General features: G+C 66.8%; 8 protein-coding genes and 3 pseudogenes. 6 read left to right on the top strand and 5 right to left on the bottom strand.

Features of this window, described 5'->3' with window-relative positions:
- Nucleotides 1-82: 82 nt before the first annotated feature.
- The gene (locus tag ACIRA5_RS53155) at nucleotides 83-598 is read left to right on the top strand and encodes an SMI1/KNR4 family protein (RefSeq protein WP_403705822.1); all 516 of its coding nucleotides are present in this window, start codon (nucleotides 83-85) and stop codon (nucleotides 596-598) included.
- 14 nt (nucleotides 599-612) lie between these two features.
- Here ACIRA5_RS53155 and ACIRA5_RS53160 read toward each other — a convergent pair.
- The 4 genes and pseudogenes from ACIRA5_RS53160 to ACIRA5_RS53175 all read right to left on the bottom strand — a co-directional run.
- Nucleotides 613-742 (bottom strand): annotated as a pseudogene (locus ACIRA5_RS53160) (IS5/IS1182 family transposase); the annotation flags it as partial.
- 156 nt (nucleotides 743-898) lie between these two features.
- On the bottom strand, nucleotides 899-1,612 hold the full coding sequence (locus ACIRA5_RS53165; RefSeq protein WP_403705806.1) for a histone-like nucleoid-structuring protein Lsr2: 714 nt from the start codon (nucleotides 1,610-1,612) through the stop codon (nucleotides 899-901).
- A gap of 633 nt (nucleotides 1,613-2,245) precedes the next feature.
- Nucleotides 2,246-3,342, bottom strand: a pseudogene (locus ACIRA5_RS53170) (integrase core domain-containing protein).
- A 294-nt stretch (nucleotides 3,343-3,636) separates the two neighbouring features.
- The gene (locus ACIRA5_RS53175; protein WP_403705809.1) at nucleotides 3,637-4,299 is read right to left on the bottom strand and encodes a restriction endonuclease; all 663 of its coding nucleotides are present in this window, start codon (nucleotides 4,297-4,299) and stop codon (nucleotides 3,637-3,639) included.
- Between the two features lie 395 nt (nucleotides 4,300-4,694).
- Here ACIRA5_RS53175 and ACIRA5_RS53180 point away from each other — a divergent pair.
- Nucleotides 4,695-4,916: pseudogene (locus tag ACIRA5_RS53180) on the top strand (FAD-linked oxidase C-terminal domain-containing protein); the annotation flags it as partial.
- Between the two features lie 37 nt (nucleotides 4,917-4,953).
- Here ACIRA5_RS53180 and ACIRA5_RS53185 read toward each other — a convergent pair.
- The gene (locus ACIRA5_RS53185) at nucleotides 4,954-5,349 is read right to left on the bottom strand and encodes a hypothetical protein (RefSeq protein ID WP_351523355.1); all 396 of its coding nucleotides are present in this window, start codon (nucleotides 5,347-5,349) and stop codon (nucleotides 4,954-4,956) included.
- Between the two features lie 445 nt (nucleotides 5,350-5,794).
- On the opposite strand from ACIRA5_RS53185, the gene ACIRA5_RS53190 reads away from it, so the two are divergent.
- From ACIRA5_RS53190 to ACIRA5_RS53205, 4 genes are all read left to right on the top strand, one after another.
- A complete protein-coding gene (locus tag ACIRA5_RS53190) occupies nucleotides 5,795-6,010 on the top strand; it encodes a hypothetical protein (protein WP_403705812.1) in 216 nt (71 codons plus the stop codon).
- Between the two features lie 629 nt (nucleotides 6,011-6,639).
- Nucleotides 6,640-11,520, top strand: coding sequence for a ricin-type beta-trefoil lectin domain protein (locus ACIRA5_RS53195; RefSeq protein ID WP_403705815.1), 4,881 nt, complete (start codon nucleotides 6,640-6,642; stop codon nucleotides 11,518-11,520).
- 280 nt (nucleotides 11,521-11,800) lie between these two features.
- Complete coding sequence (locus ACIRA5_RS53200) at nucleotides 11,801-12,280, top strand: hypothetical protein (protein WP_329524989.1); 480 nt, start codon at nucleotides 11,801-11,803, stop codon at nucleotides 12,278-12,280.
- Between the two features lie 886 nt (nucleotides 12,281-13,166).
- On the top strand, nucleotides 13,167-14,079 hold a 913-nt coding region (locus ACIRA5_RS53205; protein ID WP_403705819.1), incomplete at its 3' end, for a transposase.

Genomic DNA, 14,079 nt, shown 5'->3' on the forward strand with positions numbered 1-14,079 from the left:
AACTCTTCCGGATAAGGCTTGGGCACAGCAACATCCTTCCCACCCGCCCCACAGGGCAAGCCAGTTCAGATGTCACCCGATCGTGCAGCAGACCCCCTCGAAGGCTCTGGCAGACCTCAGGCCCCCGGCTTCGTGGCAGTCCATTCAAGAAGCCGAGTCACGCTTGGGGTTCCCGCTTCCCGCGGATCTCCGCGAGTCGCTGCGGTGCCACGACGGAGATACATCCCTACTGGGTGTACTCCCCTGCCGGAGGCTGTACTCGGTGTCGGAGATCATCGAGGTTCGCGAGATGCGGATGGAGATATGGGAACCAGACGACCCGGACCAGGCGGAAACCCCCTGGTGGGGAACGAAGTGGGTCCCCATCTCCGGAAGTGATGGAGACGACCACTTCATCGATGCCGGGGAAGGGATGTGGCAGAACCATCTTGGCGATGCTGTTCACGATGACCAGGCGTGCTTTCTGGGGTGGCCCAGCCTGGGCTCATGGCTCCACGAGGTGGCGGAAGCCATGGAACATCACGGTCGATCCTCCTGGTTCGGCGCGGTGACCGCGCCCAAGGTCGACAGCAGCGGAGACATCGACTGGTGGAACTGAGTCCTGCCTCATGATCACCTTCGCGCCCACATAAGAATGCTCGCGAGGTGGAGTGCGGCCTGGTAGGCGATCGCGAGCTTGTCGGTTCGTATGGCGAATGGCCAGGCCGCGCCACTGCTTGAGACGGGCGATGCATCGTTCAAGGAGCAAGCCGTAATGCCCACATAGACGAGCTCTCGGCGGAACCGGGCGGTGGCCTGCCGTTCCGACAAACTTGCGGTCCGCTTCGAGGCCACCGTCCTCGTTGCTGCGATCAACGAATGGCTATGACCAACCGACTGGTAGAGCCGGACGTGGTGTTCACCTTTGTGATGCCTCGTAGGCCTCGCGGATGGTCGCAGGGATACGACCACAATCATTTACGAGATAGCCGTTGGTGCGTGCCCAGAGGCGTATCGGCTCGTCTTCCGGACGGGGATCGAGCTTACGCGGCCTAGCAGACTTGTCAGGGCCTCTCCAGTCTCCCGAGGAGACCCCTTCCAGCCGATCCGCTGCCTCTTGAAAGAAAGCGAACAACGAGGCATATACACCCTCCTCCGGACCGTATGCTTCAGCCCACGTTCCGATGGTTCCGCAGAGCGTGTCCAGAAACGTCCCGTAGAGACCGTCGCGCTCCGCGGCGATTGGCACCCACTCACGACGCCAGAACGGATAGTCGGGGTCTGCGGACGGCTGCATCTCCTCCAAACCCATCTGGCTGAGGTAGACCCGCTGAATGTCCGTCAGCCCCAGAAGGAGATGGCCGCCGGGGATGGCTATCTCGCACCCCAGCGCCACCAGACACGAATGACCATCGGGTTGCCTGCCGGCATCGATGTCGTTCGCCAGCAGCCACTGCCGCATCTCCCCTGGCAGCTCCAGACCCATGCGCAGTTCGGCTTCGCTAATGGCTGCCTGGCTCCCCGGGCCGCCGAGCGCAGCGAGAGTTTCAGGGGCGTTCCGCTCAAGCCACGCGGTGACCCGGCCCCAGGCCTCTCGTACGTCTCCTGCCTCGTGCATCGGAGCGTTGCTCACGTGTGATCTCCACTCCGGCAGGATGCGCCCATACGTGGAGAGCACCCACCCATATCACTGGCTCTCGAGGAGCGTTGCCCGATCTCCCCGGCTGTGAAGTTGTCCTCTTGACGAAGCGACGACCGCTGATGACCCATTGGAGAACCGTATGCGGGACCACTGACAGTGACGGAGGGTGTGTGCGGTGGTCTGTGCCCAAGCACGGAAGTTGCCGTGTGCGCTGTCGGCCGTCGGCGTCGGATCCCGCAGACCCGCCTGGAAGAGGCCGGCCCGGCCGCGGCGCCTGGCTCGTCCAGTGCGCGACCGCCACCGCCGTTATCTCGCCGGACGGTGCTGTGGCCGACGATCTTTCATCGATCTGAGGAGGCTGGATCCGGCTGGGGTCGATCGGCAGGGGCGTGCGCGTGAGCTTCGGCGAGTACGCGCCAGGGCACTACCGGCTTACCCTGGCCGGCTTTGCTCGTGATGCCCGCGGTGAATCAGTCTGCTGGATGGTCGGCGGTGCCGGCCCACATCACGATCTCGCCGGGGTTGCACTCCGCTGCAGCACTCAGCGCTTCCACGGGCACAGCGTGCAGCGCGGACAAGAACTCACGCCAACCCTGCCCTTGCCGGAAACCTCATCCGGCCTGGTCACGCAGCATGCTGGTACTCGTGAAGGAGGCCGCCGAGTCGGTCGGTTCGATGTATGTCGAGGCGGGCGGTTTCGTCCGGATCGGTGATCGGTTCGGGGAGCGGGTGCAGCGGGCGGGCGTTCGCGATGCCCTGGTGCGGCCGGTGCGCGTTGTAGAACTGCTCGAACTCCCGCGGTGCGTGGAGGAGATGCCGCTGGTTCCAGATCAGGGTGCGGTCCAGCAGTTCACGGCGGCAGGTCTGCACCCATCTCTCCATGATGGAGTTCATGCGGGGGATTTGGATGCCGCTGAGCACGACCTCGATCCCCGCGTCGGCGAGGATCGTGTCGAACAGTTCGGGGAACTTCCCGTCCCGGTCCCGGATCAGGTAGCGGGCCTGGCAGTCGGTGTCCTGGAGGTCCATGACGAGATTCCTCGCCGCCTGCACGACCCAGGAGGTGGTCGGATGCGCGGTCACGCCAGGATCCGGATGCGCCGGCCAGTGTGCTCGATGAACGCGAACACGTACAGCCGTGCCCCGGACAGGGTGACGGTTTCGAAGAAGTCGCACGCGAGGAGCGCGTCCGCCTGGGAGCGCAGGAAGTCCGCCCAGGTACTGGACGTCCGCTCGGGTGCTGGCGGGATCCCAGCGTCCTTGAGGATCTCCCAGACCGTGGACGCCGCCACTTTCACGCCGAGGACAAGCAGTTCACCGTGCAGGCGCCGATAGCCCCACATCGGGTTCTCGCGAGCCAGGCGCAGGACCAGAGCGCGGATGGAGCGCACGGTACGCGGTCGGCCCCCGCGTTTCGGCCGGGACCGGGCGGCGTGGCGGCGGGCGACCAGGTCGCGGTGCCAACGCAGCACGGTGTCGGGTCGCACCACCAGCCGCATCCGACGCAGCACCTCGGGCGGCAGACCCTGAAGCCCCGCCGCAAGGAACGCCCGGTCGCCCGCGTCGAACCGCACCCGCTGCCCGTTCAGCTGCCGCTCCAGCACCGCGATCTGATGGCGCAGAGCCAAGATCTCCACGTCCTTGTCCCGATCGCTCATCGGCAGCAGCCGCAGCATCGCGAACGCGCTCGCCATGCCCAGGTACGCCAGTCGCAGCAGCATGGTCGGTCATCATGCCCGGGTGATCGCCAGTCGCGCCAGAGTGGTCGACGTCGGCGAAGCGGCCGACATCCCGCAAACCGTCGCGCACTGGCTCCGACCAGCGCGGATGACGTTATCGGCAAGGGCAAGGCTGAGCGGGTCCTCCCAATCCCACGCTTGCCGCCTACGGACGCCCACCTCCAGGGCCGCGGGCGCAGAAGGGCCATCTCTATGGACGGCTGGTGCCGCTGGCCCAGCTGCGCTCCCCGAGTCGCTCTTCCGCGCCGGTTCCTCTCTCCAACCACGTGTTCAGCGTCAGCGCAGACGTGGCGATTTCCGCGGCGGTGGCACAGCGGGAAGAATCCCCCACAACGGGCTGGTGCCGCGGGCCCACTGGTCGAGCAGGCGCCGGTCGACCAGGTGAAGGCGCTGGCTGCGGGCGAAGTCCCGGGCGGGCTGGGAGATCCGCCCGTTCGTCACCATGACGACGACGTCGCCTCCGTGGACTGGCCGGCCGGTGCCGTTGAGGGTCTGCAGATCAGGGGTGCCGACCGCCGATCCCGCCAGTCCGTCCCGGCGGTGCTTGCACTGGATCACCCACAGGCGTCCGAGTGGATCGCGGCCCTTCACGTCCGCCCCGAGATCTCCCCGGCCGCCGCAGCGCAGCGCATCGTGTGAGCCGTCGCGGGCCAGCAGGTCGCGTATCGCGTTCTCGAAGGCGCCGTGGTGCATGGCATCGATCTGGTCGAGCGAGTACGTCAGCCCCTGCACCCGCAGCCGGGCGGACCGTATACGGTCAATTTGTCGGTAGATCCAGGCCGCGCGAGCAAGCGCGGCCAGCAGGCCGAGCACGACCAGCGTCCACCAGTGCTCCGACATCCACTGACCCACCTTGACCAGCACCAACACGACGAGAGCAAGAACGCCGAAGGTGACCAGAAGCCCGTCATTGTTCTTGCGCCGCCGTCGCGGACTCACCGCGACACCGCCCCCTGCACACCGTGAACCATCCGGTGCAGCGTCATGCCGCCGTCCTTGATGCCCCTGCTTACAGGCACGTCTCCCCCTTTGTCGTCAGCTCCCCACTGATGTCATGACAGCATCCGGCACCGGCACCAGACCTGACATCGCGATCACCGACCGAAAACCGCTGTCATGAACTCAACTACCGTGCACAGTTTTTGAGTTGGCTGTCCGGCGTTGTCAGTGAGCGGCGCTACCGTCAAACGTTGCGCCGAGGAACACCCGGCCCCGCCCGGGGGGGGACCGCCCCCTCTCCCCGCCGAGGACCGCCCGTGACCTACGTACGCCCCCATGTCCGCAAAGACGGCACCTACGTCAAAGGCCACACCCGCCAGAAACGTCCACGCGCCAGACCCGACGACGAAGTCCAGGTCTGGGACGACATCAAGGCCGCCGCGACCGACGTCCTGCACCGCCACCGCGCCACGATCACCCACCATCACGCCGTGGGCCGCGACCACCGCCCCGCCTACGACCTCCAGCACCCCGAACCCTTCGCACTGGCGCTGCGAGCCGCCAAGAACAGCCTCGACCCGCACCACATCCCCAACCCGGGTCTCCTGCTCGACTGACAGGCCAACACGCGGAAAGCGAGCGCCCGACGCCTGATCAGGCGGAGGCGAAAGCCTCCTCGGGGACATCGTCGAGGACGAATCCGTTGTCGAGCCGGACGCGGACCGTGACGTGGAGCATCCATCGCTGGTAGGCGACCCACTGCTCTTCCAAGGCCCCCACCTGCTCCTCCAGTTGCTTTCTGCTCGCCGGCGGCATCTGGCGGCCGAAGTCGTCGAGGAGCGACTTGAGGCGCAGGTACTCACGGACCTCGTGGCTCTGCTGCCGGTGATGCTCGTCCACACGCTCGACGGTGCCCTCGATGCCTGCTGCCAGGGCCAGAGAGGCGGCGAAGGCACCCGTCTCCTCCGGGGGCTCCCCGGCTGGGGTCACCGACCCGGCCAACCGGAGATCCGCCGCCAGCCGCACCCGTTGGCCCACGTTCAGCGTCATCGATCCTTCGTCTTCCTCATCGGTCACCGGCGATCCGGTACACGTGGCGTCGCCAGGCGTACCGGACAGGACAGGATCATCCCACCCTCACCTCCGGCCCCGACACGATCGAAGCCCTCGCCAACCCTCACCTGCGCAACAGCCGCACGACGGGCGAACAGGATCCCGAAGACGGCCTGTTGGACGGTGGCGAGAACGGCTTGGAGAACGTCGACGGTGAAGTGGAGCGGGTGTCGGCACGAGCGGCGAGGGTGCTGCGGTTCAGCGAGGAGCGTGACCCGGCCGCGCGGATGCAGTTCGTCGGCGGCCGGGCTCCCGCTGCTGCCCGGCCGGTACACGGTGCTGGCGTTCGCCCGCGGCACCGGCGCCGACGAGCAGGAGGCCGAGCGGGGGTCGGCGCAGGCCGCGGCGGCCGTGGCTCCGAACCCGGGCCGGGAACGCGTATGTGCCAGGGCGGATCAGCACCCGGACCGGGCTCGTGGCCGCCATGGAGAAGATCCGGGCGGCGGCCGACAATCCGAGCCTGCGCGCGCTGGCCGCCGCACCCCGGACCGAGGGCAGGCTCTCGCGCAGGGCGGTGCGTGCTCAGACGATTGCCCAGGCTTCCCTCGGCAGATGCATCGAGTGGCAGAACTCGACACTGGCCTCACCGCCTTCGTGACGCTCCGAGGAGAAGGCGTCCAGCGCCTCATATCGGGCACCCTCGCCTCCGGATGGCAGGTCATCCAAGGCACCAACCTCTCGCCCTAACCAAGCGATCCACAGGAATTGACAATTGCTCCCAGGGAGTGTGGCGGTATCGCTCTCCGCTTCCGTGTCGTGACGTGCATCACCTGGTGGCGGGTGCGGAAAGTTGCCGGAGGCTTCAGCCGCCATTCCGCTTCACGGAAATCACACAGGTCCCGCATGGGATGCACACGTGAACAACATATTCCGGAACGGGTCTCGTCTCCCCGGAGCGGTATGTGCATGCACCTGTAGGCCCTGAAATTTCCCTGTTCTGTTCACGTGTTCCCTGTCTATGGTGAGCGCCGCGTGCGGTGGATCTTGACCAGTCCGGACACACGCGTCTGTCATTCGGCGACCGGGGGAACACCGTCGCCCACGGGGAGGGGCTGCTTCGCCATGCCGTCATACCGGCCTGCCTGCACGCTGGTCCAGCCCGCGCTGTGCGCCCCTGACTCCGGCTCAGGACCGCTGTTCTCCCTTGTCTTCGACCGGGCCTGACCGGGCCCGCCCCCTTTGGACGAAGAAAGAGATGCTCTGTTGCGCCCCAGACCGTGGTTGCGTATGCCCGGATCACGAAGATCCGGATTCTTCACTCCCGTCGTCACGTCCGTGGCCGCGCTGGCTGTCCTCGGCGGCCTGGCTGTCCAGCCCGACCTGCTCGGCCGGGAAGCGGACGCCGATCCGGCGGCTGCCTCGTACGACTGGAATGTGGACACGGCTGCCGAACAGTTGCGGCAGGACCAGTGCCTCATGGCCGATGTGCTGCGGCTGGGCGGCCCGTCCATGGCCACGACCGCGCAGGACGGCCTGAACCAGCCCGCGGACAAGCTTCATACGCTGGCCGACCGGAAGAACTGGGAGAAGACTCCGCTCGCCACCGCGTACCAGACGGACCGGGACGCTGCAGGCAAGGAACTGGATGCCCTCCATGCTCTCCGAGACGGATGGAAGAAGCCGCTCGAGGGTCTGACGAACCCGGCCGGTTTCACCGACACCGACTTCCACTGGCCTCCGGGGTCCCCGGGGGACGGCAAGGAGGACTTCTACGGCCAGACCGGTCTGACGAAGTGGACCGCCGACCGGTTCTGGAAGAACGACGGCGACTTCTATGCCGACTCCACGCCCAGGGCGGACGCGGCGACCCTCAAGGCCGTTGACGACCTGGGCAGCCCTCTCTACGGCAAGGACCCCGACCCTGTCGGGCTGCCGACCGACGAGTGGAACCGGGCCCTCGCCGAGCGGGACGCGTTCAAGTGGCTGCACGGTGCTCCCGGGGAGAACGCGGGCGCGGACAACGCCCGTATGTTCCTGGCGTCGGGGGGATTTCCCCGTAGCGCCCCGCAGCCGGGCACGGCGGAGTACCGCATCGCGGTCGAGGATTTGAAGTCCCGGTTCGCCGCGTGCGCGTGGCGTGACCCGATCGATCCCGACAACGTGCTGGGTGACGTCTCCGGCACGGCCGCCACGGAGTGGCAGCAGGAGATCGCCTCTCAGGCCACGCAGCGCAACCAGATCCTGAACGCCAACAAGGACGCCACCAAGTCCCTGGCGGCCGGTGCCAAGGCACTGGGTGACCTGCTGGGGTACTCGTGGGTCGCCGACCACCTCGCGCGCTGGCAGGACTACTGGTCCGCGGGCGGGGCCGGCTGGGTCGGCGACGCGCCGGCGGTGATCGAGGTGCACGCGGCGCAGGGCAAGTGCCTCGACGTCGAGGGTGCGAAGAAGGACAACGGCACCCCCGTCCAGCTGTACACGTGCAACGGTTCGGCGGCGCAGGAGTGGAAGGTCTACGGCGACGACCGGGGACTGCACCTGCAGAACGTCAACTCCCTGAAGTGCCTGGACGTTTCGAACAACAACCCGGCCAACGGCACGAAGATCCAGATCTGGACGTGCAGCGGCTCCTCGGCGCAGACGTGGGAGTTCAACCTCCGCGCCACCGGCAGCCTGCATAACGTCGGCACCGACAAGTGCCTTGACCTGCACGAGTACACCAACGGCTACAACTCGTGGCTGTACACGTGCAACGGGACGGGGCCGCAGCAGTTCGACGTCACGCCCTCCGGGCACACCGGCACCGTGCCGCCCAAGGCCCAGTTCGACAAGGCCAGGGCCGGCATCACGGCCGTCCAGACGGCGGCGAAGAAGCAGCTCAACGTCCTCAAGACCCAGCTCACCGCCGTGAAGAAGGCCGCGACCGCCTCGGACGCCGCCGAGCAGGCCTCCTACAGCATCGCCGACACGGGCGGCGCGCCGCGGGGGCGCGGTCTGCTGGTCGGGCAGCAGAAGGCACAGGTCACCCAGGGTGCGACGGCCGCACTCGAGGCGATGGTGAAGGCCGGTGAGACCGCCGAGGCCGCCACCCGCGCCTCCGGCGGCGACAGCCAGACCATCGCGGAGCGCGCGCTCGCGCAGGCCGCCCAGGTGAAGGCGGAATTCCGCAAGAAGGCCGCGGAGAAGGCGGAGTTGCAGGCCAAGGCCGCGACCGACGCCGCGAAGGTGCACCGGGACAACGCCAAGAAGGACAAGGAGACCGCGGAGGCCAAGCTCACCGACGCGCTGAAGGCCGAAGGGGATGCGAAGGCGGCCGCCGCCGACGCGCACGCCAAGCGGCTCGCCGCCGAGGCCGAGGAGAAGACGGCCAAGGCGGAGAAGGAGACCGCCGCCGTCAAGCGGTCCGAGGCCGCCGAGCACCGCAAGAACGCCGAGTCCCAGGCAACGAAGGCGAAGGACGCCAAGGACAAGGCGGAAGCCTCCGAGAAGACCGCCGGGGACCGGCGCGACGACGCGGTCAAGGCGAAGGACCACGCCCAGTCCCTGCGGGACGACGCCTGGGACGCCGAGCAGAAGGCTGACGCGGCCCGCGCCAAGGCCGACGCCAAGGAGGCCTACGCCGACTCCCTGGATTCCGGTGACGCGGCGACCGCGGCCCGCACCGCCGCCAACGACGCCGACAAGGCGGCCGACGACGCCGAAACGGCAGCAACCAGGGCCCGCTCCGAGGCCGACGCCGCCACCCAGGCGGCAGCCGACGCGGACGCCGCGGCCACCCGCGCCGAGGCCGCCGCCAAGCGCGCCCGCTCCGACGCCGACGCAGCCCAGGCCGACAAGCTGAAGGCCGACGCGGCGGTGAAGACCGCGACCAGCGCGGTCGCCGACGCCATCAAGGCCTCCCAGGACGCCTCCGCCGAGGCCAAGGCCGCGGTCAAGCTCGCCGACGAGGCGGAACAGCACGCCAAGGACGCCAAGACCCAGGCCAACGCCGCCAACGCGGAGGCCGCCAAGGCCCTCGCGGCTGCCGCCAAAGCCGCCGGCTACGCCCACGTCACCGCCCAGGCCGCCGTGGACGCCGGCAAGTCGGCCGAACAGGTGGCCAACCCGGCCAACGACGCCATCCAGCTCGGCTCCGCCTACGCCGACACCGACTCCGCCGCCGGCCTCGTCGTCCTGACCGGACAGAACTCCAAGACGATCGCCGAACAGCAGCGGGCCGTCGCCGACGCCCACGCCAAGAACGCCGCCGCCGAGGCCCAGGCCGCCAAGAACATCGCCGACCAGGCCAAGGGCGACGCCAAGGAGGCCTACCAGCACGCGGCCAACGCCGCCGGATACGCGGCCGACGCCCGCACCTACTCCAAGGACGCCCTCGGCTACGCCGCCGACGCCGCCAAGGCCGCGGCGGCAGCCTCAGCGTCCCTGGCCCGCACCATCGACTACGACCAGCAGGCCACCACCGACGCAGCCGCCGCCGACAAGGCCGCAGGCAACGCCGAGGGCTACGCCAAGGACGCCCGCGACAGCGCCGACGCCGCCGAACTCGACGCCTCCGCCGCCCGCTCCGCCGCCACCCAGGCCGAACAGGACGCCAAGGACGCTCGAGCCGCCGCCACCCGCGCCGACACGGCCGCGACCGAAGCCGAACAGGCTGCCAAGGACGCCGACAAATACGCCAAGGAAGCCCAGGACGCCGCCGATCGCACCGAACGGGAGGAAGCCAACAAGGAGGCATCCCAGGGGGCCGGTACGGGCATTCCCGGTGTGTTCCCCGTTCCGGACGAGTCCACCGTCGAGATCGTCAGCAGCAAGCAGATCGGCACCTGCCCGGGGATGCCGGAAGCGGCCTTCCAGGGCTGCAACGCGAAGTACGACCTGGTCGTCACCTACGAGGCCGACTTCTACCTGTGCACGGACGAGAAGGCCCAGGCCACGGCGGAGGGGTGCCCGAAGGCGGCGTGGCAGTTCCTGAAGCGGGCGACGCTGAAGAACGTCGAGATCGACGGCTGGGCACATCACTTCTCCGGCAAGGACATCGTCCGCGCCGGATGGCAGAACCTCTTTGGTGACGTGGCCGGATCGATCCTGTTCTCCGTCTTCGCCGAAGACCTGATGGACTGCTGGCACGGCGACAAGACCGCGTGCGCCTGGAGCATCGCCGCGTACCTTCCGCTCGAGAAGCCTCTGGCCGCACTCGCCGACGCCGTCAAAGCAGTCGACGCCGCCGAAAGAACCGGTATCGGCTTCACCGACGCGTGGAAAGGCCTGCGCGCCGTCGACCTCTCCGACGAGGCCATTGCCGGTATCGCCAGGAGAGCCAGCGAAGCTCTTGCCAAGACATGCGAACGCAATAGCTTCCCCGGCACCACGCGCGTACTGATGGGTGACGGCACGACCAAGCCGATCGAGGACGTTCGGATCGGTGATGTGGCTCTAGCCACTGACCCTGAAACGGGTCGTACCGAAGGCCACACCGTCACCCGCACCATCTATACGCCGGACGACACCGACTTCGCCGACATCACGATAAACATCGGCAAAGCACAGATCACCGCCACACAGCACCACCCCTTCTGGTCACCCAGCGCCCACCGATGGATCGACGCCGGCGATCTCAAACCCGGCCAGACCCTGCGCACCAACAACGGCGAGACCGTCACCGTGGTCCGCGTCCACCACTTTCACCGCCTCCACTCCGCCTACAACCTCACGATCGACAACCTCCACACGTACTATGTGGTCGCGGGCGACACGCCCGTGCTGGTCCATAACACGAACTGTACCGATGTGGCACTCGGTGCGCAGGATATGGGGACTGTCAAGTGGGCTTATGACAATGACTTCACCCACTACATGGGCAAGCTCCCAGACGGGACAACTTGGCAAGAGTCGGTCATGGCGGCTATCGACAACCCCAATATTCACATTCACGTCAATACCAAGGGATTCGCTGGCGGCTTTACCGGTTCCGCGCTGAGAGGGATGTCGACGGGATCGAAAGCGACCGAGCAGGAGATGGCATGGCTTGCAAAGTCGGTGGTCTCAGGGAAACGGTCATGGAAGTCGATAACCCTCTACGATGCAAACGGAGACGTGCTGCCGTTGGAGGAGCCAGCCTGGTCGACAGACCCCGCCCTTTCCAAGATGTGGCTACTGTGGGGTCCCTGATGAATCGTAACCAACAGCGTGGAAAGGCCTGAGAGCCGTGGATATGTCGATGGCTAGCTTCGCTGAAGCTCCAGACGCAAAGTACTACCCAGAGCTAGTGGCGTATGGTGGTCTGTCTCAGGCACTTCGGCGCCTTGAGGAAGACCATGGTCTCGACCTTGGAGACGTACGACCTGCCTCGGATCGAGGGCTCAGCGTGTATCGCACTGCCGAGGCTGCTTCGAGTCGTGGACTCATCAGAATTAGCACGGTCCTGAACCGGAGAGCCTTTTCAATCTCCATGGACAGTGCCGAGGGTGATTTCGTCTGGGCAAACGGGAGCACGACCGCTCTGGGAGACGTTGCAGAAGTTATCGACGCATGGCGGAGCGGTGTACTTCTTGCGCCTCTGCGTGAGCGCTTTCCATTCATCGAGTTTTCCAAAATGGCTGAAGGTTACGAGTGCGGCGAACCTGCGGAAACCGCTTGGGGTATCCTTTTGGCGGATGACAACCGCATCTCTCATCGTGAGATGCTGGCCGCGCTGCGGTCAAACTCTCGCTTGAGTGGCATGTTTCCGTTCTTCTCTCACGACGTCTTGCGGTTGGCTATTGATCCCTTTAAGAGGGATGCTGGTGAGATATGCATCGAACCGCAGGGTAACGGTCGCTTTTCTGTGCAATCATCGTCTGATGGTGAGATTCTGGCTGATGTTGAATTGGCTGATCTTGCCGACACGGCTTCATCGTTTTTCGATTCCCGTGGTGAGCTGCGATCGTAAACCTGCACAGCGCAATTGGTCGCTCGGGAAACAGTACGGTTGTGGCTGTGCAGTCGCGTTGCCGTCAGAGGGTCCTGATACATAGAGGTTGCTTGTAGGTCTCCTGCCACACTCCTCGGCTGGGGAAGCGGTGCTGTCGTTGGTCGGGCAGGCTGTGCCCGTCGAAGGGTTCTCGCCGGGGGCAATGCGCGGGTTTGAGGGTGAGGTCGACCGCAGGATCGTCGAAGGGCCCAGCGCGACTATCACATGGGTGCTTGACAGCAACTGAGTGAGGGTCGTCAGCGAGGCGTCTTCCCGTGCAACGCACGGGAAGACGCCTCGCTGTGAGGGTTAAGGGTCGGTCACTGCCCGGCCGCGCGCCGTCGTCGGTCTCGGCCTGCCGCACCAGCCGCGCAGGGCCTCGGGGTGGATGTCGAACTGGTCGGCGATGTGACACCACGAAGGGCTCGGAGGTCGTTTACTACGTCGGCAAGGAAGTGCTGGTGGTGAAGACGCCATACAACATCCACGCCTTCCAGTACTCCGCCGATCAGTGGGCGCAAGGTGTCCATGACGGCCGGTACGTCTTGATAGACCCCGGAGGCACACCGTGAGGTCTAGGCCATTCGTACGGCGGGAGGGAACGGGTTACTCCGTCCGGTTCGTCGGCGAGCAGTGCACCGTCGTTAGAGACGCTCTGCTGTGGCTTGCCCATCGACGTGGGGAGGAACCGGCCCTGACTGTGCGAGCAGGTTGCGGCAGGCAGCGGTTGGAGCAGCTCCACGAGCGGCTCGTCACAGGCGAGACCGCGACCTTCTCGCTGGAGGAACTGCACACTCTGCATGCCGTCCTGCTTGAAGGTCCCCTCGTAGCGTGGAGTCCGTGATACCAGGGGAAGTTGAGGTTCATGGGGTCCAAGCAACGGAAGTACGACGCGGAGTTCCGTGAGGGTGCTGTACGCATCGTGATCGAGACCGGGAAGCCGATCCCGGAGGTCGCCGAGGATCTCGGGGTGCATCCGGGGACGCTGCACAGCTGGGTCTCGCGGTGGCGCCGCAACGGCTCGGCCTCCTCCGACCGTGCCCTTGCCGAATACCTCATCCGCGCAGATGGGAGGCGCTATCAGGCTGTCACGGCGTCAACTGCCGTACGGACGCGCGGATGCGCTCATGGGAGCGCGGCCGTCGCGGCACGATGGTGGGGCGTGCTGCTGAGACTGGCTTACCTGGGCGTGACGAACGCGTTCGCGCTGCTGCGGCTGCTGCCGATGAGCGACCGGGAGAAGGATGTCGAGATCCTGGCCCTGCGCCACCAGATCGCCGTGCTCGAGCGGCAACTGAGCGGTCAGCGGGTGCGATTCGACCCGGGCGACCGCGCGCTCCTGGCCGCACTACTCCACGGCCTGCCGCGCAAGGCGCTCCAGCAGATCCGGCTGCTGGTGCGACCGGACACGGTGCTGCGCCGGCACCGCGACCTGACCGCCAGCCGCCACGCCGCCGCCTCCCGGCCCAGGCGCGGAGGCCGGCCGCGGACCGTGCACTCGATCCGGGCGCTGGTGCTGCGCCTGGCCAAGGAGAACCCGAACTGGGAGTACCCGCGCCTGCACGGCGAACTGCTGGTCCCCGGGGTGAAGGTGGCGGCGTCCACCGTCTGGGAGATCCTCAAGGACACCGGCGTCGACCCCGCGCCCGACCGGGCCTCCACCACCTGGACGGACTTCCTACACTCCCAAGCCGACGCCCTCCTTGCATGCGACTTCTTCGAGACCGTCACCCTGACCGGCACGCGGCTGTACGTGCTCGCGGTGATCGAGCACGCGA

Source organism: Streptomyces sp. NPDC096311, from assembly GCF_044763085.1.
Taxonomy (GTDB): Bacteria; Actinomycetota; Actinomycetes; order Streptomycetales; family Streptomycetaceae; genus Streptomyces.

Bases quoted from the DNA above. Each gene is read 5' to 3' on its own strand.
- ACIRA5_RS53185 (WP_351523355.1), bottom strand. From the start codon at position 5,349: ATGACGCTGAACGTGGGCCAACGGGTGCGGCTGGCGGCGGATCTCCGG.
- ACIRA5_RS53195 (WP_403705815.1), top strand. From the start codon at position 6,640: ATGCCCGGATCACGAAGATCCGGATTCTTCACTCCCGTCGTCACGTCC.
- ACIRA5_RS53200 (WP_329524989.1), top strand. From the start codon at position 11,801: ATGGACAGTGCCGAGGGTGATTTCGTCTGGGCAAACGGGAGCACGACC.